The sequence below is a fragment of the Paenibacillus antri genome, from assembly GCF_005765165.1.
Classification (GTDB): Bacteria; Bacillota; Bacilli; order Paenibacillales; family YIM-B00363; genus Paenibacillus_AE; species Paenibacillus_AE antri.
The window spans coordinates 148,317-173,916 of record NZ_VCIW01000008.1 but is presented as its reverse complement, the minus strand read 5'-3'; the positions used below and the strand labels follow the sequence as shown (position 1 = coordinate 173,916).

The 25,600-nt window shown below is 61.8% G+C and carries 18 protein-coding genes; 15 read left to right on the top strand and 3 right to left on the bottom strand.

The window, feature by feature from the left end:
* Positions 1–6: 6 nt before the first annotated feature.
* The 3 genes from FE782_RS14240 (at position 7) to FE782_RS14230 (ending at position 3,562) form a co-directional block, all read left to right on the top strand.
* Complete coding sequence (locus FE782_RS14240) at positions 7–1,017, top strand: ABC transporter permease (protein WP_238392488.1); 1,011 nt, start codon at positions 7–9, stop codon at positions 1,015–1,017.
* Positions 1,018–1,028: 11 nt separating this feature from the next.
* Positions 1,029–1,910, top strand: coding sequence for a carbohydrate ABC transporter permease (locus FE782_RS14235; RefSeq protein ID WP_138194881.1), 882 nt, complete (start codon positions 1,029–1,031; stop codon positions 1,908–1,910).
* Between the two features lie 71 nt (positions 1,911–1,981).
* The gene (locus FE782_RS14230) at positions 1,982–3,562 is read left to right on the top strand and encodes an extracellular solute-binding protein (RefSeq protein ID WP_158299398.1); all 1,581 of its coding nucleotides are present in this window, start codon (positions 1,982–1,984) and stop codon (positions 3,560–3,562) included.
* 135 nt (positions 3,563–3,697) lie between these two features.
* Here the strand turns inward: FE782_RS14230 and FE782_RS14225 are convergent, their stop codons facing one another.
* The gene (locus FE782_RS14225; RefSeq protein WP_138194879.1) at positions 3,698–4,219 is read right to left on the bottom strand and encodes a DUF6653 family protein; all 522 of its coding nucleotides are present in this window, start codon (positions 4,217–4,219) and stop codon (positions 3,698–3,700) included.
* Complete coding sequence (locus FE782_RS14220; RefSeq protein ID WP_138194878.1) at positions 4,216–4,848, bottom strand: TetR/AcrR family transcriptional regulator; 633 nt, start codon at positions 4,846–4,848, stop codon at positions 4,216–4,218. Before FE782_RS14220 ends, FE782_RS14225 begins: the two co-directional genes overlap by 4 nt.
* A 335-nt stretch (positions 4,849–5,183) precedes the next feature.
* On the opposite strand from FE782_RS14220, the gene FE782_RS14215 reads away from it, so the two are divergent.
* The 5 genes from FE782_RS14215 to FE782_RS14195 all read left to right on the top strand — a co-directional run bounded on the left by FE782_RS14215 (position 5,184) and on the right by FE782_RS14195 (position 14,300).
* A complete protein-coding gene (locus FE782_RS14215; protein ID WP_138194877.1) occupies positions 5,184–7,493 on the top strand; it encodes an AraC family transcriptional regulator in 2,310 nt (769 codons plus the stop codon).
* Positions 7,494–7,607: 114 nt separating this feature from the next.
* The gene (locus FE782_RS14210; RefSeq protein ID WP_138194876.1) at positions 7,608–8,915 is read left to right on the top strand and encodes an alpha-L-fucosidase; all 1,308 of its coding nucleotides are present in this window, start codon (positions 7,608–7,610) and stop codon (positions 8,913–8,915) included.
* 9 nt (positions 8,916–8,924) lie between these two features.
* Entirely contained in the window at positions 8,925–10,595 is a 1,671-nt protein-coding gene (locus tag FE782_RS14205; RefSeq protein WP_138194875.1) for a hypothetical protein, read from the top strand.
* A gap of 23 nt (positions 10,596–10,618) precedes the next feature.
* Positions 10,619–11,551: a nucleoside hydrolase gene (locus FE782_RS14200; RefSeq protein WP_238392487.1), complete on the top strand. Its 933-nt coding sequence runs from the start codon at positions 10,619–10,621 to the stop codon at positions 11,549–11,551.
* A gap of 7 nt (positions 11,552–11,558) precedes the next feature.
* The gene (locus FE782_RS14195) at positions 11,559–14,300 is read left to right on the top strand and encodes a glycoside hydrolase family 78 protein (RefSeq protein ID WP_238392486.1); all 2,742 of its coding nucleotides are present in this window, start codon (positions 11,559–11,561) and stop codon (positions 14,298–14,300) included.
* Positions 14,301–15,094: 794 nt separating this feature from the next.
* On the opposite strand, the gene FE782_RS14190 is transcribed toward FE782_RS14195, so the two are convergent.
* On the bottom strand, positions 15,095–15,988 hold the full coding sequence (locus tag FE782_RS14190; protein ID WP_138194873.1) for a helix-turn-helix domain-containing protein: 894 nt from the start codon (positions 15,986–15,988) through the stop codon (positions 15,095–15,097).
* A 174-nt stretch (positions 15,989–16,162) separates the two neighbouring features.
* Here FE782_RS14190 and FE782_RS14185 point away from each other — a divergent pair, with 174 nt between their 5' ends.
* The 7 genes from FE782_RS14185 (at position 16,163) to FE782_RS14155 (ending at position 25,573) form a co-directional block, all read left to right on the top strand.
* Entirely contained in the window at positions 16,163–17,248 is a 1,086-nt protein-coding gene (locus FE782_RS14185) for a Gfo/Idh/MocA family protein (RefSeq protein WP_202914534.1), read from the top strand.
* Between the two features lie 89 nt (positions 17,249–17,337).
* Positions 17,338–18,456, top strand: a complete 1,119-nt coding sequence (locus FE782_RS14180) for an ABC transporter permease (protein ID WP_202914533.1) — start codon at positions 17,338–17,340, stop codon at positions 18,454–18,456.
* A 10-nt stretch (positions 18,457–18,466) separates the two neighbouring features.
* A complete protein-coding gene (locus tag FE782_RS14175; protein ID WP_138194872.1) occupies positions 18,467–19,348 on the top strand; it encodes a carbohydrate ABC transporter permease in 882 nt (293 codons plus the stop codon).
* Between the two features lie 140 nt (positions 19,349–19,488).
* Positions 19,489–21,075, top strand: a complete 1,587-nt coding sequence (locus FE782_RS14170; protein WP_158299397.1) for an extracellular solute-binding protein — start codon at positions 19,489–19,491, stop codon at positions 21,073–21,075.
* 32 nt (positions 21,076–21,107) lie between these two features.
* On the top strand, positions 21,108–23,885 hold the full coding sequence (locus FE782_RS14165) for a hypothetical protein (RefSeq protein WP_138194870.1): 2,778 nt from the start codon (positions 21,108–21,110) through the stop codon (positions 23,883–23,885).
* Positions 23,840–24,652, top strand: a complete 813-nt coding sequence (locus FE782_RS14160) for an SDR family NAD(P)-dependent oxidoreductase (protein ID WP_202914532.1) — start codon at positions 23,840–23,842, stop codon at positions 24,650–24,652. Before FE782_RS14165 ends, FE782_RS14160 begins: the two co-directional genes overlap by 46 nt.
* 12 nt (positions 24,653–24,664) lie before the next feature.
* Positions 24,665–25,573: a dihydrodipicolinate synthase family protein gene (locus FE782_RS14155; RefSeq protein WP_138194869.1), complete on the top strand. Its 909-nt coding sequence runs from the start codon at positions 24,665–24,667 to the stop codon at positions 25,571–25,573.
* The last annotated feature ends 27 nt before the right edge of the window (positions 25,574–25,600 follow it).

Sequence of the window (25,600 nt, the reverse complement as noted above, 5' to 3'; positions counted from 1 at the left end):
GGTATAGTGAGGGCAAGAACGCAAGGAACGGAGGAGATCGAGCCTTTGGTAAGTCAGACGAAACGCGTGAGTCAAGCGGATGCAGCGAGTCAGGTCGGTCGAACGAGACGCACGCTCGACATCATGAAGAAGGACAAATGGCTGTACTTCATGGCGCTGCCGGGATTGTCGTTTTTCCTCGTCTTCCATTACGGCCCGATGTACGGCGTCGCGATCGCCTTCAAGGATTACAACATCTATAAAGGCGTATTCGCCAGCGAGTGGATCGGGTTCGAAAATTTTCGGACGCTGTTCGGGATGTCCGGCTTTCAGCGCGCCCTGCGAAACACGATCATCATCGCGACCTATCAGCTGTTGTTCGTGTTCCCGGCGCCGATCCTCCTGTCGCTTCTGATTAACGAAGTCAGGAACGTGAAGTTCAAGAAGTTCGTGCAGACGAGCGTCTACCTGCCGCACTTCGTGTCGTGGGTCGTCATCGGCGGCATTCTGTACGCGATCCTCTCGCCGACGACCGGCGTCGCGAAGGAGATCGCCATGTGGTTCGGCCACGGCGACGCGGTCGCGAACTTGATGGCCAGCCGCGAGTACTTCCGAGGGCTGCTCATTACGTCGAGCATCTGGAAGGAGGCCGGCTTCGGAACGGTGCTGTACTTGGCCACGATCGTGACGATCGATCCGCATCTGTACGAGGCGGCGAAGGTCGACGGCGCCAAGAAATGGCGCCAAATCTGGCACATCACGCTGCCGGGTCTGCGGACGACGATCGTCATTCTGCTCATTTTCAACGTAGGGAGCTTTCTGAACGCCGGGCTGGAGCAGGTGTATGCGCTCTATAACCCGATCGTGTACGAGGTCAGCGAAATATTGGATACGTACTTATATAAGCTGGCGTTCGAGGAAGCCAAATACGATCTCGCGACCGCGTCCGGGTTGTTTAAATCGACGGTCGGCCTCGTCCTCGTGTTGCTGACGAACGTTCTCGCGAAGAAAATCGACAAAGATAGCGGTCTGATCTAAGGGGGGACGACATGGGAACGATCCGAAGGCCGGAGCCGGGCTACTGGGCGCTGAACGGCGCGTTGATCGCGCTGACTTTCTTGACGCTGTACCCGTTCTGGCACGTATTGATGTATTCGATCAGCGATCCGAGACAGGCGATGGGGGGCGGCATCTTTCTGCTGCCGAAGGGCTTCTCGCTTGATTCCTACGCGATGATGTTTCAAAACTCCGGCATCTTCCAGGCGTACGGCAACTCGCTGTTCCGTCTGTTCGTCGGCACGTTCCTGAACGTGCTGCTGACCGCGACGCTGGCGTATCCGCTGTCCATTCGCAGGTTTCTGTGGCGGACGCCGCTGACGCTGTTCATCTTCTTCACGATGCTGTTCAGCGGCGGCATGATCCCGACGTATTTGCTCGTCAACAGCTTCGGCCTGGTCGATACGCTGTGGGCGTTGATCGTCCCTTCGGCGATTAGCGCGTGGAACTTTTTCATCATGAAAAATTACTTCCAAAGCATTCCCGTCGAGCTGGAGGAGTCCGCGAACATGGACGGGGCGACGCCGATCGTGACGTTGTTCTGGATCGTCGTTCCGGTCTCGCTGCCGGTGATCGCGGCCGTGGCGCTGTTCTACGGCGTGTTCCACTGGAATTCTTACTTCGACGCAGTCTTGTACATCCATTCGCAGAGCAACGAAGTGCTGACCGTATTCCTTAGAAGCATGCTGAATTTCAGCGCCATGGAATCGTCCCGGTCGATCCAAGCGTCGGACAGCGCCGCGATGGCGAACATCTCCGAGGAATCGGTCAAGATGGCGACGATCGTCGCTTCCATTCTGCCGATGCTGCTGATCTACCCGTTCCTTCAGAAGTATTACGTCAAGGGGGTGTTGATCGGCTCGGTGAAGGGGTAGGGGTAAGCGTCGGGATTCCAACGATAGAGAGCAGCGAACGGCCGAGAAGGCGAATCATGAGGAGGGTTACGATGAAAATGAATCGAACGTTCAACCTGGCGACGCTCCGTTTGTGCGTATTGGCGGCGGTCCTCGCGCTGGCCGCCTGCAACGGTTCCTCCGGCGGCTCCGGCGGCGCTCCCGCCGCGAGCGGCTCGGGAGACGGCGGCGCGAAGGCGCCGAGCGGCGGTACCTCGGACGCCTCGAAGGCGCCGGCGGAAGCGCCGACGGTGACGGCGCTCATGAGCCGAGCGACCAACTTCCCCGAGGACAATCTCGTCATTCAAGAGATTCGCAAGCAATCCGGCGTCAACCTGCAGGTGGAATCGGTCGTGTCCGACGATTACGAGAACCGGCTGAACACGCTCATCGTCAGCCGCAACGCGCCGGACATCTTCCGCGTCACGAAGGCGAAGCTGCAGGAGCTGGTCGACAACGACGTCATCATGCCGCTGGACGATCTGCTGAAGTCGCACGGACCGAACATGATGGAAAACCGAGGCGCGCTGCTGCAAGGCCCGGCTTACATCGACGGGAAGACGTACGGCATTCCGGACATGTGGTTCGAGGGCAACGCGCTGGCGATTCGGAAGGATTGGCTCGACAAGCTGGGCTTGCCGGTGCCGACGACGTTGGACGAATTCGAGCGGACGCTGAAGGCGTTCGTGAACGACGATCCGGACGGCAACGGCCTCAACGATACGATCGGTCTCGGCGCGGCGGTGGAGGTTCGCCAGACGTGGGAGCAAATTTTCGCGGCGCACGGCGTTCCGCAAGGCCGCTACGTGACGATCGACGGCAAGCTGACGCCTTGGCTGCTCGCGCCGGGATATCTGGACGCGGTGAAGTTTCTCAATAAGCTGTATCAGCAAGGCTTGATCGATCCGGAATTCGCCACGGTGCCGACGCTGCAATCGTTCGAGAAGCTGTGGAACGGCAAGGTCGGAGCGTATAACTTCAACGCGGACGGCACGACGCAGAACTGGCTCACCCGTTACGTGGAAGAGCCGAAGCCGGTATTCGCGTACACGTACTTGAAGGGTCCTAACGGTCAAGGGGGCCACGTGCGTCCGGTGATGGAGGACAGCGGCGCGTATACCGTCATCTCCAGCGCGGCGAAAAACCCGGAAGCCGCGATGCGGGCGCTCGATTATCTCGTCTCCGTCGAAGGCGACCGGCTGACCTGGGCCGGCGTGGAGAACGTGCACTACAAGTGGAACGCAAGCGGGCAATTCGAGTGGATCCCGCCGTTCGACGACGCGGTGAAGCTGCGCGACGCCGGCGGATACATGTACTCCGTCATCATTAACCGCGGCAGTCAGGGCCTCCGCGAACAGCTCTACAACGACATCACGCGGGAAGCGCGGCAGATGGTGTTGGACCACACGCTCGAGGACGCTTATATTTTCGGCTTGCCCGACGTGCAGAAGGAACGCGGCACGATTCTCGACGATATGGAAAAGGAGTTCCGCACGATCGCCATTACGTCGAGCGGCGATCTCGACGCCCTGTACGAGGAATTTAAGGCGAAATATTTGGCCGAAGGCGGCGCGGATTTGATCGAGCAGGCGACCGAAATTTATAAAGCCGAGCAAGCGGCGAGGGGCGACTGAAGCCCGGCATTGCATAAGAGAGCAGCGTCAGCCGCGAGTAGGCTAACGCTGCTTTTTTTTTCTGTATAATCCTCGGCATAACGAAACTATTGAACGGCGGCATGACGATTTACGGGTTTTAGCAGCGTCGAGGCACTACCGCGTGCCCGAAGGCGCCTTGCCCAACTCCCGATACGCCTCATGGCCCTTCATATCCTCGTAGAGCCATACCATCCGGTCGAGAAACCAGAGCTTGCCGGCGTACACGAACGCCGCGCCGAGCAGCGTCATCCACAGGTCGAGCCGGAAGACGCCGACGATCACAAGCGCCGCGCCGACGCCTGCCGCGGCGCTTAGCACATGGGGCAGCCTCGCATGACGGGCCGGCACGGGAACGCTGTCGCGATTCAACCAGATGCGTTCGCCGAGCACGCATTTGGACGCCCAATTGTCGAGAGAGGCCGGGCGCTTGAAGATGTGCGGATTGACCGCGGCCCAGAGGACGGCGATCGCGACGGGAACCGCCGCTCCGTACCCGAGCCATTCCCTGCTCCAGAAGGCTGCGATCAAGATCGGCAGCACCGTATTTCGGGTCCATACGCTCCAAGGGCTGGCGTGGCGCATCCATGCCTGCTCGTCAAGCTTGTAGAGCTTGCTTATTTTTCTTTCGAAGGTCATCGTTTGTTTCCCTCCTTATTAAGTGGCGAATAAATACCCGATTCGATCATCTCGAGATACTGCCCGATTTGTTCGAGGAACGGCTCCAGCAGCTCCAACCCTCTGTCGGGACGCTCCCGATGCCGCTCGATGAACCGAGTGCTAAGCAAGTTCACGACGCTCGTAACCAAGTCGAAAGCTTGGGAAGGGTCGACGCCCGCTCTTACTTTCGACATGTCGACGTTCTCGAACGAGACGGACATGTGAGCGGCCATCAGGCGCCGGCGCTCCGCGATCAGATCCGCCGTTTCCTCCGGAATCGGAGCGGAGAATGCGCCGACGAGCAGCTTATACGTCGCGGGCTCGTGCAAGTAAAAGTTCATCTTCGCGCGGCTCATGCCGACGATGCATTCGAACAGGTCGGTCGGCAGCTCCGACAAGGCGTCCTTCATGAAAGAAGCGACGCGCTCCAGTCCATGATCGAGCACGGTGGCATACAATTGCTTCTTGCTCGAAAAATAGTGAAACAAGATCCCCTTGGAAATGCCGGCTTGATGAATGATTTGATTCGTCGACGTTTTCTCGTAGCCGAACGCCGCGAAATGCTCCAGGGCGATGTCCATGATCAGCTTCCTCTTGTCCTCGACCAATGTCCTCCTCCTCTCTCCTCTTAAGCATGCATTGACCGGGTGGTCAATGCGCTATGAATTCATTATATTCACCATCGACCACGTGGTCAATACGGAGATGGCGGATTGCCGAATAACGTCAAGAGGAGCCCACCGTCGCCTGCGTCGCTCCTTCTTTTTCTTATTCGCCAAGTCGGAACGAAGGATTTGGGTGTCGACATAAGAAATGTACCTTGCGCCTGCGGGAGCTTCTCGTCTAATTTGGGGATAAATTGAAGCGCTGGGCGCTTGTTCGGCCTACGAAGTCCTGTTAAGGTGGGGGTATCGCGAAGAACGCTTTGAATCGGGGGCGTCTTATGAGACAGGGAACGAAGAAGCGGTTTAACGGGTTCTACAAGTTGTTATTTTCGTATTTGCTCATCCTGATCATTCCGATCGTCATCGGTGCGTACGTGCATTTCCAAACCTTGAACGCGATCGAGGCGGAAGCGAAGCGTACCGGCCTCGCGATGCTGGATCAATCCGGCAAGATCGTCGACGAACAGCTCAATTTCATTCTCGGCATTGCGAATCGGCTCACCGTCAACAGCGACGTGCTGCGTTTCGCGAACGTGAAGCTGCCGCTGACCGATCAGAACCATTACGAGTTGATGGAGCTTTCCAAGGAGCTGGCGAGCCACCAGTATTTGAACGTGTACGTCAAGGACATCCTGCTGCATTTCAAGAAGTCGGATACGGTGCTGACGACGCGGGGCATCTTCCACGGGGGCGAGGAATACGAGCATTTCCTGAAATACGGCGATTTGTCCTATGACGAATGGTCGGCGAAAATGACGGGACCGGGCTACAGCTTCCACGAACCGGCGATCGTTCAAGGCGCCGCCGGGGTGTACGAGACGGTCGCGTTCACGGCGCCGATTCACCTCGGCATGTCTTGGCAGTCGAACGGCGCCGTCGTCGTCTACATCGACGAAGCGAAAATCCGGGAGCTGCTCTTGCCGCTGACGAACAACACGGGCGGCTGGGCGTTCGCGGTCGACGCGGAACGCGCGCTCATGGTTTCGACGGACGCCGGCGCCATGCCGCCGATCGAAGCGGTGCTCGCCTCGGAGCGGCGGAACGGGTACTTGACGTTCGAAGGCGAGCGATACTACGTCACCTCCACGGTATCGAGATACTCCAACTGGGCGTACTATTCTATCATTCCGGAAGAGGTGTTCCTGGAGAAGCTGAACTATATTCGGCAGACGATTCTGTCGATTACGGCGATCTCCTTGCTGGCCGGGGCGCTGACCGCCTTGTACCTGTCCTATCGGAACCGCAAGCCGCTGACCCGGCTGCTGCGCGAGCTGACGGAGTCCGGCAAGGTGCAGCGCAAGCACGAGGAAGACGAGTTCGAATACATCTTGAATACGTACAGGAACATTGCGAATCGCCATAACGACTTGAAGAGCGTGATGGAGCAGCAGCTGCCGATGCTGCGGACGGTATGTATCGAGAAGGCGATGCGGGGGGAATTCAAGAGCGAAGAAGAGGCGAAGACGTTCGCCGAACGGGCGAAGCTGGCGCTTACGGGCGACCGCTTCCTATGGGCCGTGGCGCGAATCGAAAAGTACGGGGGCGCGATAACGGACGAAATCTTGCAAGAGCTCCACTTCAACACGTTCGTGATCAAGAACTTGGCGAACGACGCGATCGGCTCCGTCTTCGCGCACGACCTGAGCGAGGATTCGATCGCGTTCCTGATTTGCTCCTCGGAGGCGGACGCGGCCCCCGATTCGGCGCTGGCGGGCAAGCTGGAACGGCTCGTCTATTTCGTCACGGAGAAGTTCCGCATGAATGTCCGGTTCGCCGTCGGCGCTCCGCAGCCGCGCCTCGCTGACAGCTGGAAGTCGTATTACGAGGCGATCGGCACGCTGGACTTCGCGGAGCCGAATCGCGTCGCGTGGGCGGAGCGGATGGAGCTGTCCGACGAATATTATTATCCGTTGGAAATCGAGAGCAAGCTGGTGCAAACCGTGAAGGCCGGGGAAGAGAGCGCGCTGGACGCGCTGCTGGAGCACGTCTACGACGGGAACTTCCGGCAGCGGAAGCTGTCCGCGGAGAGCAAGCAGCAGCTCGTTCTGGAGATGAAGGGCACCGTATATAAAGTCGCGGGGCAGCTTCAGAAGAACGACGCGGCGCTGCGAAGCTCCGTCGAGCAATCGATGGAGCGGCTCGGCCCGGACGACGCGCCGCAGGCGTTCGTTTCGTTGTCCGGCTTGCTGCGCGAGCTGCACCGGTACGCGGCGCGGCAGAAGAAGGACCAAGGTCATGAGCTCATTCATGAGATGCTGGCGTACGTGGAGCGTCATTTCGACGACGCGAATTTGTCGTTGTCGACGTTGTCCGCGCATTTCGAATTGACGGAAAACTATATCTCCTTCCTGTTCAAGGACCGGATTAACCATAATTTCTCGACCTATTTGGAGAACCTGCGCATGGAGAAAGCCTGCGAATGGCTGGCGACGACGGAGGAACCCGTCCAGGACATCGCGGCCCGCGTCGGGTACAGCAACGACAAGTCGTTCCGGCGGGCGTTCAAGCGGGTCAAGGGGCTGCAGCCGACGGCGTATCGGGAACAGGCCCAAGCGTTCCGCGATTCCGCGAAAGCGTCCGGCGAGTGAGCAAGAAACTTTAACTTTTCAGCAATATCGAATAGAGACCTCGTCTTGCGGGCGGGCTTATACTTTTCCTTATGTGAAGCGTTTCCAAATCGACGTTCGGACGGAGGAGAGAGAATGGGACTGGACGTAAGGCCGACGATCGGCGACAGCTCCTGGTTCACGCAAAGCCGCTTCGGCATGTTCATTCATTGGGGGCTGTACTCGCTCGGGGCGAGACACGAATGGCTGCAGTCGCGCGAGTTTCTAAGCGCCGAGGCCTATCGCGACAAATACTTCCGGCGATTCGATCCCGACCTGTACGACCCGGAGCTGTGGGCGGACTTGGCGCTGGAAGCGGGCATGAAATATTTCGTCGTCACGACGAAGCATCATGAGGGCTTCTGCTTGTGGGACTCGAAATATACGGTTTATAAGGCGCCGAATACGCCCGCGGGGCGCGACGTGCTGAAGCCGATGGTCGAGGCGTTCCGCTCGCGCGGCATCCATCCGGGATTGTATTATTCCTTGCTCGACTGGCATCACCCGGATTATACGGTTGACGTCAAGCATCCGCTGCGGTACGACAAGACTTTCGTGGGAAAGGATTCCGAACGACGCTTCGACCGCTACGTCGAATATATGTTCAACCAAACGCGGGAGCTGCTGACCGAGTTCGGCAAGATCGATCTCATGTTTTTCGATTTTTCGATTCCGTCGCTGGAAGGCTTCCCCGGCAAGGGGAAGGACGAATGGCGGAGCGAAGCGCTCGTGAAGCTCATTCGGGAGCTGCAGCCGAACATTCTGCTGAACGACCGGCTGCAGGTCGGCGGCGACATTACGACGCCGGAGCAGTACCAGCCTCGGAAATGGATCGAGGTCGACGGCCGGCGGGTCGTCTGGGAGGCATGCCACACGTTCAGCGGGTCGTGGGGCTATTACCGGGACGAAGAGACGTGGAAGAGCGTCGATCAGCTCGTGAAGATGCTGATCGACACGGTGGCCAAAGGGGGCAATCTGCTGCTGAACGTCGGCCCGACGGGCCGCGGCGAGTTCGACGAGCGGGCCGTCGATCGGCTGAAGGGCATCGGCGCTTGGATGAGGCGGCATAACCGCTCCATCTACGGCTGCACCGCCGCTCCCGACGCATTCGCGTGCCCGGCCGATTGCCGGCTCACGTACAACCCGGACACGAATCGATTATATCTGCACGTCTTCAGCTGGCCGTTCAAGCATCTGCATCTGCCGGGCTTCTCCGGCCGCGTGGAATACGCGCAGCTGCTGAACGACGGCTCCGAAATTCGCATGACCGAAGGGAAGCAGGAGATGACGATGGAGGCGGGCGCCTTCAACGAGGGGCGGCCGGAGGATACGTTGACGCTCGCCCTGCCGGTGAAGAAGCCGGACGTCGCGGTGCCGGTCATCGAACTGTTCTTGAGAGGGTAGGTGACGGGAATGTCGGAACCGAAGACGCGGCCGAATCAGCCGACGCTCGGGCTGCAAGGGCCCGTCGTCGCCTGGCACGACCCTTGGGCGAAGGAGCGGTCGGATGACATCATGCGCACCGGCACGGGCATCGTCTACCCGTCGCAGGAGCCGGCGCCGACTCCGGGCGAGTTCGTCCGGGCGATGCAGGAGCTGGGCGCGGCGTTCTATGTGCATCATCTGATCCCGAGCCTCGCCGGGCAATCGGAGATGATCCGCGACCTGGCGCGGGCCGGGATGCGGCTGTGCCTCGGGAACGAGTACGGCAACATTAACGGCCCGTACGTCGAGGGCACGAACCGGTACGACGTGCCGGACGAGACGCTGGCGGAGGCGGCGAGAGCCGGCATCCTGATGGGCGCGCTCTACGACGAGCCGGAGCATCTGCAGATCAATGCGGGGCAATATCGGAAGGATGCGTTCCTGCCGCATTGGGGCGCGACGGACGGTCTGTCGTTGGCGGAGGCGTCCGACCGCGTCGCGTCGGCGGTCGAGCGTCGGGCGCTTGCGGTGCGGCGCATCCTGGAGGCCGAAGGGCTTCGCGCCGAATCGGCGCCGCTCGTGTCCGAGCAGGTGTTTTCGGTGCTGTTCCATGTGCAGGCGCGCGGGGGGATGGCCGTCTGCCCGAAGGTGATGAAGGAGTCGTTCCAGCCGCTGCAGCTCGCGACGGCGCTCGGCGCCGCGAAGCAGTACGGCAGGGACCTCTGGATTTGCGCCGATCTATGGGGGCCGGACGTCGGTCCTTGGTTCACGCGCACCTCCGGGTTTCCGGGCCATTCTCCGGAAGAATTCGCTTCCGCGCTGCGGATGGGGTACTTGATGGCGCCGACGCATCTGTTCGCGGAAAATATCGACTGCCTGCTGCGGCACGAAGGCGGCGGCCGATTCCGGCGCACGGCGTTCGGCGATGCATGGGAGGAATTCGCGCGCCGCTTCGTGCCGAGCCACCCGCTCGATTGGTCGCACCGCGACGCGGAGGCGGACATCGCTTTCGTTCACGCCGACGACAGCAATTACGGCCAGAACGCGAGGCTGTTCGGGAACCGGAGCCTCGAGGCGCCGGTCGAGACGCAGAGCGTCTTTCACGTCTGGCACCTGCTCAGCCGCGGCGCGATCCCTTCGCACGGCAGCTGCATGCATATCCCCGGCTACGACTTCCCGCGGCATCGGCTGAAGAAGGAGACGCCGATCGACGAGTTTCCGCTGGAGAACGGGCGGGAATGGGGACGAGGCCAAGGCGTGCATCCGCTCTTCTTGCCGTCGAACAACGTGCTCGTCTACGACGAAACCGTCACGGAGGAGCGGCTGGGCGCTCCGCGGCTCATCGTCGCGGCCGGCACCCGGCTGTCGCCCGGCACGCTGGACGGGCTGCGCCGGAAGGCGAACGACGGCGCCTTGGTCGTCATCGCGAGCTGGCTGGCGCCGGAGGCGTGGCGGAGCAGCGGACGGGTCGGGAGCGGGCGATGGCTCGCGACCGACGATTTCCTCGGCGACGAACGGGTGCGCGAGGCGATCGAGCCGTTCCTCGGCCCGCCCGACCGCTGGTCGCAGCGGTTCGGCGACACGGAGGTCCGCTTCGCGAAGGGAGACGCCGAGGGCTTTACGCTGGAGTTCGAAATCGCGCGGCTTCGGTCGCGGTAAGGGAGAAGGAGGAGGAGTCGGATATGTTGGATTTGAACGAGATATTGCCTTATCGCGTCCCGGAGGCGAAGCGCCTCCGCTTGATCGTCGATACGGACGCGGCCAACGAAGCGGACGATCAGTTCGCGATCGCGCATGCGCTGCTCACGCCGCGGTTCGACATCCGCGGTTTGATCGGCGCCCATTACGGCGCGAGGGACGCCGATTCGATGGAGCGCTCCTGCCGCGAGATCGAGAAGCTGCTCCGGCTGATGCGCTTGGACGGCCGATACGCCGCGACGCCGGGCGCTCCGGCGGCGATGAAGAGCGAGCGCGAAGCGATCGTCTCGCCGGGGTCCGACCTCATCGTCCGGGAGGCGATGCGGGACGACGACGCGCGGCCGCTGTTCGTTATCTTTCTCGGGCCGCTCACGGATCTCGCCGCGGCGTATTTGTCGGAGCCGCGCATCGCGGACCGGCTGACGGCGGTGTGGATCGGCGGCGGGACGTATCCGGACGGCGCGGCGGAATTTAACGCCGGCAACGACATCGCCGCGGCCAACGTCGTGCTCGGCTCCGGCATTCCGCTATGGCAGGTGCCGAAGAACGTGTACTCGATGATCCGCGTCAGCCTGGCGGAGTTGGCCGCGAAGGTGCGGCCGCAAGGCGAGCTCGGCCGGTACTTGTTCGAGCAATTGGTCGACTTCAACGAGCGGTGGGGCGACAAGCCGGCATGGCCGAAAGGCGAGATGTGGATGCTCGGCGATTCGCCGGCCGTCTCGCTGCTGCTGGACGACCATGCCTTCGAATTCGACATGCGGCCCGCGCCGCGCCTTCGCGCCGACGGCGCGTACGAGCATGCCGCCGACGGCGGCGGGCGCTTGATCCGCGTGTACCGGTACGTCGATGCCCGATTCACCCTGGAAGATATGTACGCCAAGCTGGCGTTGTTCCACGAAGCGACGAAGGAAGGATGAGATCCCATTGGTTCTGCAAGTCATCGACTGCAAGACGGAATACGTCCGCAATCCGTTAGGGATCGACGAGGCTCGGCCGAGGCTGTTCTGGCGGCTCGCGGCTTCGGAGCGCCGCGCGCGTCAGGGCGCGTATCGCGTGCTCGTCGCGTCCAGCCCGGAGCGGCTCGCGAAGGACGAAGGCGACCTGTGGGACAGCGGTCGCGTCGAATCGGACGCCTCGGTCCACGTCGTCTACGACGGCGCGCCGCTGCGCTCGGAGCAGCGCTGCTACTGGAAGGTCCGCGTATGGGACCGGCGCGGCCGCGAGTCGGCGTGGAGCGAGCCGGCGTATTGGACGATGGGGCTGCTGACGCGGGCCGAATGGAAAGCGAAGCTGATCGGGCGGAAGGCCGACGCCGAGAACGTCGCCGATGTCGGCGCAGGCGCCGGTCTGCAGCCGTCCCCCTACTTTCGGAAGGAAGTGACGACGCGCGGAACGGTCGCGCGGGCGACCGCGTACGCGACGGCGCTCGGCGTATACGAACTTCGCGTCAACGGCGCGCCGATCGGCGATAAGTTCGCGCCCGGCTGGACCGACTACGACAAGCGGCTGCAGGTGCAGACGTACGACGTGACGGATTCGATGCGGCCCGGCGCCAACGCGATCGGCGTCATCCTGGGAGACGGTTGGTATTCGGGCACCGTCGGCTTTCTCGGCCGGAACGTCTACGGCGAGCGTCCGTTCTTCCTGCTGCAGCTGCACATCGATTACGCGGACGGCACGCGGGACGTCGTCGTCACGGACGGCGGCTGGAAGACGGCGCGCGGACCGATTCTGTACTCGGACTTCATTAAGGGCGAGGCGTATGACGCCCGGTTGGAGCTTACGGGCTGGGATGCTCCGGGCTACGACGACGCGGCGTGGGAGTCGCCCGACATTCGGCCCGTCTACAACGGCCGGCTCGTGTCGATGCTGGAGCCGCCGGTCCGCGCGACCGAGCTTCTGCGGCCGATCGGGATGCGGAGGACGGCTTCGGGGAGCGTCGTTTTCGATATGGGACAGAACATGGTCGGTTGGACGCGCCTCTCCGTGAAGGGGCCGCGCGGCGCGGAGGTCGTCGTCAGCCATGCGGAGATGCTGAATCCGGACGGCACGCTGTATCTCGACAACTTGCGAAAGGCGGTGCAGCAGGAACGGTATATCCTGAAGGGCGGCGAAGCGGAAGAGGTGTACGAGCCTCGGTTTACGTTCCACGGCTTCCGCTACGTCGAGTTGATCGGATATCCGGGAGAGCCGACCTTGGACGCGATCGTCGGGGTGGTCGTCCACTCCGATACGCCGGTCGCCGGCCGCCTCGAGACGTCCGACGCGATGGTGAATCGGCTGTACTCGAACATCAGGTGGGGACAGCGCGGCAACTTCCTGTCCGTCCCGACCGATTGCCCGCAGCGGGACGAGCGGCTCGGCTGGACCGGAGACGCGCAAATTTTCGCCAGAACCGCTTCCTACAACATGGACGTATCGACGTTCTTTACCAAGTTTATGTGGGATATGATCGACTGCCAACAGCCGTCCGGGGCGTTCACCGACGTCGCGCCGGACGCGGGCTGGATCCGCCACAAGATGTGGAACGCGAGGCTGAACTGGTTCGCCCCGGACAACCCGGGCTGGGGCGACGCCGGCGTCATCATTCCTTGGACGCTGTACTTGATGTACGGCGACGTTCGGATATTGGAGACGCATTATGACGCGATGACGCGGTGGGTCGACTATTTGCAGGCGAACAGCGACGGCCTCGTCCGTCCAGGGTACGCCAACTACGGGGATTGGCTGTCGATCGACGCGGACACGCCGAACGAAGTGCTCGCGACCGCGTACTTCGCTTACAGCGCGCTGCTGATGTCGCGCATCGCGGGAGCGCTCGGGCGGTCTGATGATGCAGCGCGTTACGAAGCGCTGCATCGGGACGTCGCGGCGGCGTTCCGGAGCGCCTTCGTCGACGCGGAGGGGCGCATCTACGGCGACACGCAGACGGTGTACGTGCTGGCGCTGCAATTCGGCTTGCTCACGGAGGAGCTGCGCTCGCGCGCGATCGACCGGTTGGCCGCCGACATCGAGCGGCGGGGCAGCCGTCTTTCGACGGGGTTTCTCGGCGTCGGGTATTTGCTGCCGGCGCTTACCGACGCGGGCCGTCTCGATCTGGCGTACGCGCTGCTGCAGCAGGAGACGTTCCCGTCCTGGATGTACTCGATCAAGCACGGCGCGACGACGATCTGGGAGCGGTGGGACGGATGGACCGAAGAGAAGGGCTTCCAGACGCCGAGCATGAACTCGTTCAACCATTATTCCCTCGGCTCGGTCGGGGAGTGGATGTTCCGGTACATGGCGGGCATCGAGGTCGATCGGGCGTCGCCGGGCTTCCGGAACGTTCTGATCCGGCCGCATCCCGGCGGAACGCTGCGCTGGGTGCGCGCCTCGTACGAGTCGCTGTACGGAACGATCGCGGTGTCTTGGGACGTGTCGGAGGCGGGACGGCTTCGGCTGCAGGTCGCCATTCCGGCGAACGTCATGGCGACGGTATACGTGCCGGCGTCGAACGTCGTCGTGGACGGCGCCTGGAACGCGGCCGAGGCCGCCGAGACGTCGGAGCACGGATGGGTATATCACGGGGAGGAGGCCGGGGCGACCGTCATCCGCATCGGCTCCGGCGAGTATACGTTCGAAGGGGCGCTGCAGGTCGTCGGGGCATCGGCGTCTGTCGCGAAGTAAACAGGAGGGCAAGGACAGCCGGTTCCCAAGGGACCGGCTGTCGGTATGTTCGGGGCCGTTGGGGATCGCATAAGTGTTCCGGGGCTCCTTGTCCTCGGTTTCCCTTGGCTCAGCTGCCTTCTTGCTGATCGGAGAGAAATCGGGGCGAGGAGTATCGCAAGCTCGGGGGATCGCATAAGTGTTCCGGGGCTCCTTGTCCTCGGTTTCCCTTGACTCAGCTGTCTTCTTGCTGATCGGAGAGAAATCGGGGGAGGAGTATCGCAAGATCGAGGGATCGCATAAGTGTTCCGCGGCCCCTTGTCCTCGGTTTACCTTGGCTCAGCTACCATGCGGCTGAGCCAAGGGAAGTCGAGGAGAAGGGGCGGCAAAAGAGAAGGTACGGGCTCGGGGGCGGGGGGATAAGTTTCTACGTAGGCGGCGAGGGTAAGGGTAGTTAGCAAGGGGGGGAGTCGGCGAGATGAAACGGAGTTTACCCCCGCGACCGCAAGATGGAACTAGCGGCTGAGCGAAGGGAAACCGAGGAGAAGGGGCGGCAAAAGAGAAGGTACGGGCTCGGGGGCGGCGGGATAAGTTTCTGCGTAGACGGCGGGGGTAAGGGTAGCAAGAAGGAACTAGCGGCTGAGCGAAGGGAAGTCGAGGAGAAGGAGTGACAAAAGAGAATGTACGGGGCTCGGGCGCGGCAGGTAGAGTTGTCTACGTAGGCGGCGGGGGGCGGGGGTAAGGGTAGCAAGAAGGAACTAGCGGCTGAGCGAACGGAAGTCGAGGAGAAGGGGCGGCAAAAGGGCGATGCGTCCTCACTCCTCATGGCCGCCCTGGCGCTTCCGGCATTGCGACGGGGAGCAGCGCTTGTATTGCTTAAACATCTGGCTGAAGTAGTTAATGCTGCTGAAGCCGACGCGGTAGGCGATCTCCGTCACCGGCATCGTCGTGTCGACGAGCAGCCGTTCGGCGGCGTTGATGCGATGCAGGTTGACGTATTCGACGAACGTCTTGCCCGTAATTTTCTTGAAGGTGCGGCAGAAGTGGTATTCGCTCAAGCTGACGATGGAGGCGGCGAGCTGCACGGTCAGCTTGTCCGCATAATGGTTCTCTACGTAGGCGATCAGTTCCTTAAATCTGCCGTACAGCTCCTCGTCGAAGCCGTGCACTCGGGTGCGGCCGTCGGACACGTCGTGGTGGCGGAGCAGATGAATGAGCAGCAGATGAAGCTTAGACCGAATGGCCAGCTCGTACCCTCTGGCTTTCGCGTCGTATTCGGCGATCAAGTCCTCCACGAGCGCGACGACGGAAGGATGCTGCGGGTGCTCCGCGGCGATATGGATGGGAAAGAAGCTCTTCCCGGAGGCGAACGGCCCGATGATTTGCAAATGATAGGCGTCCGTCAACGATCCGGCGACGAGAGACGGATGGAAGACGACGGCGGCGTAACGCACCTTCTCGTCATCCTCCGCGAAGCCGGTATGGATGAGGCCGCGGTTGACGAAGAGCAAATCGCCGGGCTGCGGGCGCACTCGCTCCGATCCGATATGGAAGACGGCGTTGCCCTGTCTGAAATAGACGATCTCCCAGTCGTCATGCCAGTGCAGATGCATGATTTGCTTCTCCGGCGGCACGATGTCGAACACGTTGAACGGGAATGCGGGATCCAGATGCGGAACGAGCTGCTTCAGTTGATACGGATTCGTCATCGCGCGCGCGCCCCTCTCCTTTATCTATCCCTCAGTATAGCCTCCTCTATTTTCTTCGTCTAGGATCGCTTCCGGCAGCAAAATCGCTTAACTATTCCGCAACATCGGGTAGAGACCCGTTACTCCCGCCTTCCTATAATGGGGATAGATTCATAGACGAGGGGATGAACGATCATGACAACAAAGCAAGTGTATACGCTCGGCGTCGTTGGCTTAGGAGAAGGGCGAAGCATTATGTCCGCCGCCCTGCGGAGCGATCGCTGGGAGCTTCGGCAAGTGTGCGACCTGAACCCTAACGTTTGTCGGGCGCGGGCCGACGAGTTCGACTTCGATCGGTGGACGACGTCGTACGAGGAGCTGCTGCAGGACGACGCGATCGATGCGATCGCGATTTATACGCCGGATCAGCTGCATTACGCGCATATGAAGCAGGCGCTCGAGGCCGGCAAGCACGCGATCTGCACGAAGCCGCTGCTGCTGTCGCTGAACGGCGCCCAGGAGTTGATCGAGCTCTCGGCGCGGACCGGCAAGCATGTGTTCGTCGGGCAGAGCTCGCGGTTTTTCGAGCCGATGCTGCGGCAGCGGGAGGACTTCGAAGCCGGCAAGCACGGCGAGCTCGAGACGGTCGAGGCGCATTACATTACCGACGGGCGCTGGTTTCTCGAGAAGGGGTGGAGCCGGCAAGCGGGCTTCAGCTGGATGTACAACTTCATGATTCACGCGGCGGACTTGGTTCGCTGGTACTTACCGGGGGTCGAGGAGGTCGTCGGGTACGGACGGTGCAGCGAGACGAGCCGCAGCTACGGACTCGACGCTTGGGACAACATGAGGTTTTTGCTGCGGGACGGGGAGGGACGGATCGGCGTCGTCTCGGGCAGCTATACGCTGCCGACGCTCGGCCGGGACGCGGAGCCGACGATTCAGTGTACGCTGCGCGGGACGAAGGGGAGCTCGCGAGCGGAATATTTTCGACTGCATTATTATACGCACTTCGCCGGAGAGGGGAAGAACGTTCGGACGTTCGACGACCTTCATGGATATTACTTCCGCTTCGAGGGGGAGAGCCACCACGCGGGCGAATATCAGAATTACATCGAATATTTCGCCGACGCGTTGGACCGGGGCGCGACGCCGTACCCCGACGTCAAGGAGGGCGTGCGGACGATCGCCGTTCTCGAGGCGATGCGCAGAAGCGCCGCGAACGGAGGAGAGCGCGTCCGGGTGCAGGACATCCTCGACGAGCGCGGGATAGAAGCCTAAGCCATAACGAGTCCGCAAAGCCTTCGCAGGGCATGGACGGAACCGGAAGGACATCATCGTAAGATTCGTGTGCCGACCGGAAGAATGGAGTGTTCGCCGTTCTTTCCGAGGAGATGGGTGCCGATCGAAGGGAATGTACCTTGCGGCTTCGCGCCATGCCCTGCTACATTTGCATCGAGCGGCGGCGCCGTCGAGGCGGCCGCGAAATCGGCGAAGGGGAGAAAGCGATGGATTTGCGGCAGCAGGTTACGATTCGTCCCGAGCGGGCCTCGATCGGGAAGTGGGGGCGGTTGAGGAGAGAGGTGGCGGTGCATCGTTTTCTATTGTTGATGCTCGTTCCGGGGTTCGTCTATTTCGTAGTGTTCCAATACTTGCCGATGTACGGCATCCTGGTCGCCTTCAAGGATTTCCGGCTGAACGCGAATGTCGGCTATATTGAAAACGTCTTCACCAGTTCCTGGGCGGGCCTCAAACACTTCATTACGTTCGTGGAGAGCCCGAACTTCTGGAAGCTGCTGCGTAACACGATTTTGCTGAGCGTATACAACACGATTTTCGGGTTTCCCGCGCCGATTCTATTCGCCATTCTGCTCAACGAGGTCCGGCAATTGCTGTACAAGAAGGTCATCCAGACCGTCAGCTACTTGCCGTATTTCATCTCTACCGTTGCGGTCATCGGGATGCTGAAGATGCTCCTCTCGCCCGAGTCCGGCGCGATCAACAACATCCTCGGCGCGCTGTTCGGCATCGAGCCGAAATATTACTTCGGGGACGCGGACTGGTTCCGAACGCTGTTCGTCACGTCCGACATCTGGCAGAAGCTCGGCTGGGGATCGATTATCTACTTAGCCGCCCTCTCCAAGGTCAATCCGGAGATGTACGAATCCGCCGTCATCGACGGCGCGAGACGCACGCAGCAAATCTGGCACATTACGCTGCCGGCGCTGAAGACGACGATCGTCGTCATGCTGCTGCTGAGCTTGTCCGGCCTGCTCGACGTCGGCGTCGAAAAGGTGCTTCTCATGTACAGCCCGGCGACGTACGAGACGGCGGACGTGCTGTCGACTTATATTTACCGGCGCGGCCTCGTCGATATGAGCTACAGCTTCGGCACGGCGGTCGAATTGTTCAACGGGGTCGTGAACCTGCTGATCTTGGTCGGCGCGAACTACGCATCCCGCAAATTGACGAGCGAAAGCTTATGGTAGGTGATACGCGATGGTAAGAGATCGATCCATATCGTCCAGGTTGCTCGATGTCGCGACGCACGTCACGATGGCGGTCGTCCTGCTGGTCACGCTGCTGCCCTTCATCCATGTCGTCTCCATCTCGTTCAGCGGACCGAAGGACATCGTCGCCGGCAACGTGTTTCTGTGGCCCGTCAACTTCGACTTGACGGCGTATAAGCTGATCTTCAGCAATTTCCTCATTCCGAAGTCGTTCCTGAACTCCGTGATCATTACGGCGCTCGGCACCGCCATCAATATGGCGATGACGGTGTTGACGGCGTATCCGTTGTCGAAGAGCCGGCTGCCTTTTCGTTCCTTTTTCTTGAAAATGTTCCTGCTCACCATGTTCTTCAGCGGCGGTTTGGTCCCGAAATTTCTTCTGGTCAACTCGCTGGGCATGTACGATTCGTTCTGGGCGTTGACCGTGCCGCTGGCGATCAACACGTACTTCATGATTATCATGCTGTCGTTCTTCAAAAATTTCCCGAAGGAAATCGAAGAGTCGGCGAAGATCGACGGGTGCAACGACATGCAGGTACTCGTCCGCATCGTGCTGCCGCTGTCGATGGCTTCGGTCATGACGATCGGACTGTTCTACGCGGTGCAGCATTGGAACTCTTATTTCCAGGCGCTGCTCTACATCAACTCGAACGAGAAGTACCCGCTTCAGCTCATCCTGCGGCAAATCGTGCTCCAATCGCAAATTCAGAACCTGATGCAGGGAAGCCCGATCGACTATCAAACGCAGGCGAATTCGGAGAGCTTGAAGTATGGCACGCTCGTCATTTCGATCCTGCCGATGCTCATTTTATACCCGTTCATCCAGAAATACTTCGTCCGGGGCGTTATGATCGGTTCGCTTAAGGGCTGACGCGCTGAAAATAGGGAAAGGGGGTGCCGCCGGTCGCCTGCGGCCAACGGTCCGACGGACACCGAGAAGGGAGCCCGCAAGGATGCAACTCGATAGCGGAGGGGAAAGGGATGGTTCAGATCATGAGGAGGTTGGTAGTGATGCCAAAAAAGAGAACGTTCGCCGCATGGGTCAGCTTGATCGTCGCGCTGTCTTTCGTCTTATCGGCCTGCAGCTCCGGCGATTCCGGTTCGGGCGGCGCAGCCTCGGAGACCCCGGCCGAAGCTTCATCCGGAGATCCGGCGCCGGCGCCCGCGGACGCGGCGCCGAAGCTGCTGGAGTACGACGTTGTGGCCGAATATCAGAATCTTCCGGACGAAAACCCGACGATGAAAGACAAGTTGGTGATGGAGAAGTTCAACATCAAGACCGACACGAACTACATTACGCTGGCGGAAGGCTTGGAGAAGCTGAGCGTCTTGTTCGCCAGCGGCAATTATCCGGACTATATCCCGAATTTGAACCACGAGGCGGAAGTAAAGCGGTGGGGCGAGGCGGGCTTCCTGGTACCGCTCTCCGACCATATGGACGCGCTGTCGGAATACCGGAAGTGGTGGACCGACGAGGAATGGAACGTCGTCACCCAATTCGCGCAAAATCCGGACGGGAAGCTGTACTACCTGCCGGCGAAAAACTACCGCAGCCATTCGAAGGCGTGGATTTACCGCAAAGACGTGTTCGACGCGCTCGGCCTGAAGTTCCCGGAGACGCTCGACGAGCTGTACGCGGCGCTGAAGGCGATCAAGGCCGCCTACCCGGATTCCGTGCCGATCTCGAACCGCGGCAAGGACGGCGTCATCGGCATCGCCGTGAACGCCTACCGACTGCCGGGCGACATGTGGTACGGCTTCGAAGGCTTCTACCGCGATCCCGACGCGAACGACGAAGTGATGTACGCGCAGGCGACGGACAAATTCCGCGAGTCGCTCAAGTTCATCAACAAGTTGTATAAGGAAGATTTGATCGAAAAAGAGTTTCCGACGATGACGACGGAACAATGGACGCAGCGCGGGGTGAGCGGCCGCTCCTTCATTATGTACGACTACGCGACGCGCGCGGCGTATTTCCAAAACCTGATGCAGGATACGCCGGAGGCGCAGTGGGATTGGGCGCCGGTCACCATCTCGACGGGCGACAAGCCGGGCTTCGTGGACCGCGAGCTGCCGTTCTTCTCGTACGGTCCGATCGTGACGAACAAGGTCGAGGGCGAGCGGTTGGATCGACTGCTCGAGTACTTCAACTGGGCCGCGTCGCCGGAAGGCGTGAAGTTCCACACGCTCGGCGTGGAAGGCGAGACGTACGAGGTCGTGGACGGCAAGCCGCAGTACAGCAACGGCGCGGCGGATAAACACGAGATGTTCCAGAAGACCGGATTCATCGAATTCCTCGTCACCGATCCGGAGTACGTCGCGTCGAACGAAGATCGGCAGACGGACTTGGCGGTATCGGAAGCGTTCAAGGATAAGCCGTTCGTTCCGTTCACCGCGTTCAACTTGTCCGCCGAGGATCGCGAGACGGCGAACAGCCTGATCACGGGCGTGACGGATATCGCGGAGCAATTTTACGTGAAGGCGATCATGGGGCAGGTCGACGTGAACGACGACGCGGTATGGAATCAGTACGTGCAAGAGCTGAATCAAGCCGGACTGACGCAATTGCTCGAGCTGCATCGGAAGTCCGCGCAATAAGAACAAGGAACGGCGGAGGGGGCAAGGCATCGATGAGGAATGCGACGACGGAAGCGACGAAAGCGACGAAAGCGACGATAGCGACGATATCGGTATCCGCCGACGCGGCGCCGCGGCTGCGGTTCGGCGCCGCCTTGATCGGGAAGGCGCTGCGCGAGGCCGGATATGACGTCGAGGAGACGGCGGAGACGTGGTCGATCTCGGACTACCGGCGGGTCGAAGGGCCGAAGCTCGTCGTCGGCGATCGCCGGACGAACGAGCTCATTCGCGAGCTGGAGCAACGCGAGGTGCTGCTGTACCATACGGCGCCGCCGGAGGGCGAGGGGTTCTATCTGGCGCGGCTGCCGGGCGACCTGTATGTGGTGGCCGGCGGCGGGGACACGGGCGCCTTATACGGCTGCCAGGAGCTGGCTGCCGTCGTCGCGGCGCACGGTGCCCTGCCCGACGAGCTCGCCTTCGGCGACGCGCCCGTCATGAAGCTGCGCGGACCGGTCGTCCCCTTGCAGCTGACGAAGGTGGAGCCGCCGCGGCGCACGTACGAATACCCGATTACGCCGGGTCGGTTTCCGTGGTTTTACGACAAAGCGCTCTGGATCGAGCATCTGGATCGGCTGCTGGAGTACCGCTGCAACGTCGTGTACGTGTGGTCCGGGCATCCGTTCTCCTCGCTCGTCCGACTGCCGGAGTATCCGGAAGCGCTCGAGGTGACCGAAGACGAGTTTCGACTGAACGTGGAGACGTTCCGATGGCTGGCGGAGGAGTGCGACCGCCGCGGCATCTGGCTCGTGTTGAAATTTTACAACATTCATATTCCGCTGCCGTTCGCCGAGAAGCACGGGCTGGATTTGCATCAGCCGAAGCCGCTTCCGCTGACGAGCGACTATTACATTCGGTCGATCGCCGCGTTCATCCGTTCGTTCCCGAACGTCGGCTTGATGGTCTGCCTCGGGGAAGCGCTGCAAGGCGCTTTGTACGGCGTCGAGTGGTTCAACGAGACGATTCTGACGGGCGTGAACGAAGGGCTGAAGGATCTCGATCGGAAGGAGCTGCCGCCGATTATCGTAAGGGCGCATGCGATTCCTTCGGAAAAGGTGATGGAAGCCGCGATCCCGAAATACGCGAATTTGTTCACGGAAGCCAAGTACAACGGCGAGTCGCTGACGACGTATACGCCGCGAGGCCGTTGGCAGGACATTCATCGGCATTTGAGCTCGCTGAATTCGGTTCACCTTTTCAATGTGCATATCCTTGCGAATTTGGAGCCGTTCCGGTACGGGTCGCCGAGCTTCATACAGAAATGCGTGCAAGCGGCGAAGTACCGTCTGGAGGCGAACGGCATCCATCTGTATCCGCTGTTCTATTGGGATTGGCCGTACGCGCCCGACAAGGCGAGCCCCCGTCTGCTGCAATTGGAGCGGGATTGGATCTGGTTCGCCGCGTGGTTCCGGTACGCCTGGAATCCGGACCTGGATCCTCGGACGGAGCGCGCCTATTGGATCGGGAAGCTCGCGGAACGATACGGCTCCGCCGAAGCGGGCGAGGCGGTCTTGGACGCCTACGAGGCGTCGGGGGAGAACGCGCCGCGGCTGCTGCGGCGATTCGGCATCACGGAGGGCAATCGTCAGACGATGAGCCTCGGCATGACGATGAGCCAGCTGACGAATCCGGAGCGCTACCGTCCTTGGGCGGAGCTGTGGGAATGCCAAGCGCCGGAGGGCGAACGGCTGGATGTGTTCGTGAGGCGCGAGCTGGCGGGAGAGCCGCATATCGGGGAGACGCCGCTCGACGTGATCGAGGCGGTCGAACGGCACGCCGCGAAGGCGGAGCGGGCGATCGAGCGGGCGCGCTCGTCCGCAGCGAGCGGTCGCGACGAGTTCGAGCGGCTCGCGGCCGATATCGAGGCGATCGGCTTGATGACGCGCGCTTACACGCATAAGGTCCGGGCGGCGATCGACATATTGACGTACAAGGCGCTCGCCGCCGGCGATTATGCGTCGCAGGCGGAGCGACTGGAGGCGGCCGTGCCGCATTTTCGAGAGAGTCTTACGCAGTACCGCAAGCTGACGGAGCTGACCGAGCGGACGTACTTGTACGCCAACAGCATGCAGACGCCCCAGCGGAAGGTGCCGTTCCCCGATGGGGAAGCGTATCGGCACTGGAAGGACTGCCTCCCGCTGTACGAGGCAGAGTTCGACGTCTTCCTGCAGCGGCTGGAGTCGCTCCGGGCCGGTCGGCTGCCGACGCCGGTCATCGAATCCGGGCGGCCGATCGAACGGTACGCGCCGGCGGCGTTCGTCCTTCATTCGCCGGACGCGGAGACGTACACGCTGCGCAAGCAAAGCAAGCTGTTTACCGACGCCGATCTGCTCGCTTCGAACGTGGCGGAGGAGCTGGACGGCGCGATCGCGATCCGGTTCAGCTGCGACGCGGCGATTCGGGACGGCGTCCATCTCGACATCGAATTGAAGGAGCCCGCCCGCATCCTTGTCGGGTATTTCAATTCCGCGGATCCGCAGTGGCTGAAGGTGCCGAATCTCGAGGAGAACACGCATGCGGACGATCGCGGGGGCTTGTCGCCGGTGTTGAAGAACGGGGTGAGCGTCTTTTTCCAACCGAGCGTGAATATTCATGCTTTCCTGTACGAGGCGGGGCGGCATCGGCTCGTCTTCGGGCAAGGGGCGTACTTGATCGCGGGCATCGTGAAGGCGGACCAGCCGCTGCGCGCGCGGGACGTCGCGGGAGCCGGCAAGGCGGAGGATTTGGATTGGTTGTTCGAAGCGGCGGACGAAGCCGAGGCGTCCGTCCGATGAGATTGCGCGGCAAGACGGCGGTCGTCACCGGCGCGGGCTCCGGCATCGGCCGAGGCATCGCGCTTCGGTTCGCGGAGGAGGGCGCCCGCGTCGTCGTGAACGACGTCGCTTCTACGGGCGAGGAGACCGTCGCGGCGATCGTCGCCCGGGGAGGGGACGCCCGCTTCGTCCGGGCGGATTTGCGAAGCGAAGCCGAGGCGCGCGCCGTCGTCGAGGAGGCGGTCGGCGCGTACGGGGCGCTGCATGTCCTGGTGAATAATGCGGGCGTGACGGGCAATACGAACGTCTTGACAGCGACGGAGGACGATTGGGAACGCGTGATGAATACGAACCTGAAGGGCGCTTGGCATTGCTGCAAGCATGCCATTCCGCATATGGCGAACGCCGGCGGCGGGAGCATCGTCAACATCTCCTCCACGCATGTGTTTCGCACGCAGCAGCGCCACTTTCCGTATCACGCGGCGAAGGGCGGGCTGCAGGCGATGACGCTCGGCATCTGCGTCGAGTTCGGCGGGCAGGGCATCCGGGCGAACAATGTATGCCCGGGCTTCATCCTGACGCCGCTCGCGGAAGCGCATCTGCAGCTGTTCGAGAACCGCGAAGCGAAGGAGCGGACGATGCTGGCGTCGCATCCGCTCGGCCGCTTCGGCACGCCGGAGGACGTCGCGAACGCGGCGCTGTTCCTCGCCTCCGACGAGGCGCGCTTCGTCTCGGGGGCGTCCCTCGTCGTGGACGGAGGGCGGATGGCGTTCCAGAAGGCGGAGTAAGAGGAGGAGAACATGAAGGAACGGGAACGATTCAGAGAACGCATTCGAGGGGTGAACGCGATCCCGGTCACGCCGTTCCGGCTCGACGGAGAGATCGACGAAGCCGCGCTCGGCGAAGCCATCCGCTTCTTGATCGACCGCGGGCTGGACGCGTTGTATCCGTGCGGGAACACGGGGGAGTTTTATTCGCTCGACGTCGAGGAGGCGAAGCGCGTCGCGTCGCTTTCCGTCGAAGCCGCGGCGGGCCGCGGGCTGATCGTCGTCGGCGTCGGTCACGACGCGAAGACGGCCGCCGCCCTTGCTGCGCATGCGGAGCGGGCGGGGGCGGACGGGCTGATGATTCATCAGCCCGCGCATCCGTTCCAGCGCGAAGACGGCGTGCTCGACTATTACCGGCGGATCGCCGACGCGACGTCGCTGCCGATCGTGCTGTACGTCCGCAGCGAAGGGATGTCGGCGGCGACGCTTCGGGAGGCGGCGGCCATTCCGAACGTCGTCGGCGTCAAATACGCGGTCAACCATCTGCCCGCGTTCGCGCAAGCGGTGCGGGAAGTCGGGAGCGCGCTGGAGTGGATTTGCGGCACGGCGGAGACGTGGGCGCCGTTCTTTTACGCCGCGGGGGCGGTCGGCTTTACATCGGGTCTCGCCAACGTCGATCCGGGACGCTCGCTCGCCATGGCGGAGGCGCTCCGGCTCGGGCGGTTCGAGGAAGCGATGCGCCTATGGGAAGAGACGCGGCCGTTCGAACGGCTTCGGGAGCGGCGCTTGAGCGGCGACAACGTCAGCGTCGTCAAGGAGGCGATGGCGCAGCTGGGCCGCGGGAACGGCGTCGTTCGGCCGCCGATCGCGCCGCTCGCCGCCGAGGAGAAGCGGGAGGTGTCCCGCATCCTGCGGACGTGGGGACTGCTGCCGGAGGCATGAGACATAATCGGCAAGGAGGAGTGAGGC

Bases quoted from the DNA above. Each gene is read 5' to 3' on its own strand.
- FE782_RS14175 (WP_138194872.1), top strand. From the start codon at position 18,467: ATGGTAAGAGATCGATCCATATCGTCCAGGTTGCTCGATGTCGCGACG.
- FE782_RS14230 (WP_158299398.1), top strand. From the start codon at position 1,982: ATGAAAATGAATCGAACGTTCAACCTGGCGACGCTCCGTTTGTGCGTA.
- FE782_RS14235 (WP_138194881.1), top strand. From the start codon at position 1,029: ATGGGAACGATCCGAAGGCCGGAGCCGGGCTACTGGGCGCTGAACGGC.
- FE782_RS14155 (WP_138194869.1), top strand. From the start codon at position 24,665: ATGAAGGAACGGGAACGATTCAGAGAACGCATTCGAGGGGTGAACGCG.
- FE782_RS14200 (WP_238392487.1), top strand. From the start codon at position 10,619: ATGTTGGATTTGAACGAGATATTGCCTTATCGCGTCCCGGAGGCGAAG.
- FE782_RS14205 (WP_138194875.1), top strand. From the start codon at position 8,925: ATGTCGGAACCGAAGACGCGGCCGAATCAGCCGACGCTCGGGCTGCAA.
- FE782_RS14190 (WP_138194873.1), bottom strand. From the start codon at position 15,988: ATGACGAATCCGTATCAACTGAAGCAGCTCGTTCCGCATCTGGATCCC.
- FE782_RS14210 (WP_138194876.1), top strand. From the start codon at position 7,608: ATGGGACTGGACGTAAGGCCGACGATCGGCGACAGCTCCTGGTTCACG.
- FE782_RS14185 (WP_202914534.1), top strand. From the start codon at position 16,163: ATGACAACAAAGCAAGTGTATACGCTCGGCGTCGTTGGCTTAGGAGAA.
- FE782_RS14165 (WP_138194870.1), top strand. From the start codon at position 21,108: ATGAGGAATGCGACGACGGAAGCGACGAAAGCGACGAAAGCGACGATA.
- FE782_RS14215 (WP_138194877.1), top strand. From the start codon at position 5,184: ATGAGACAGGGAACGAAGAAGCGGTTTAACGGGTTCTACAAGTTGTTA.
- FE782_RS14225 (WP_138194879.1), bottom strand. From the start codon at position 4,219: ATGACCTTCGAAAGAAAAATAAGCAAGCTCTACAAGCTTGACGAGCAG.
- FE782_RS14170 (WP_158299397.1), top strand. From the start codon at position 19,489: ATGCCAAAAAAGAGAACGTTCGCCGCATGGGTCAGCTTGATCGTCGCG.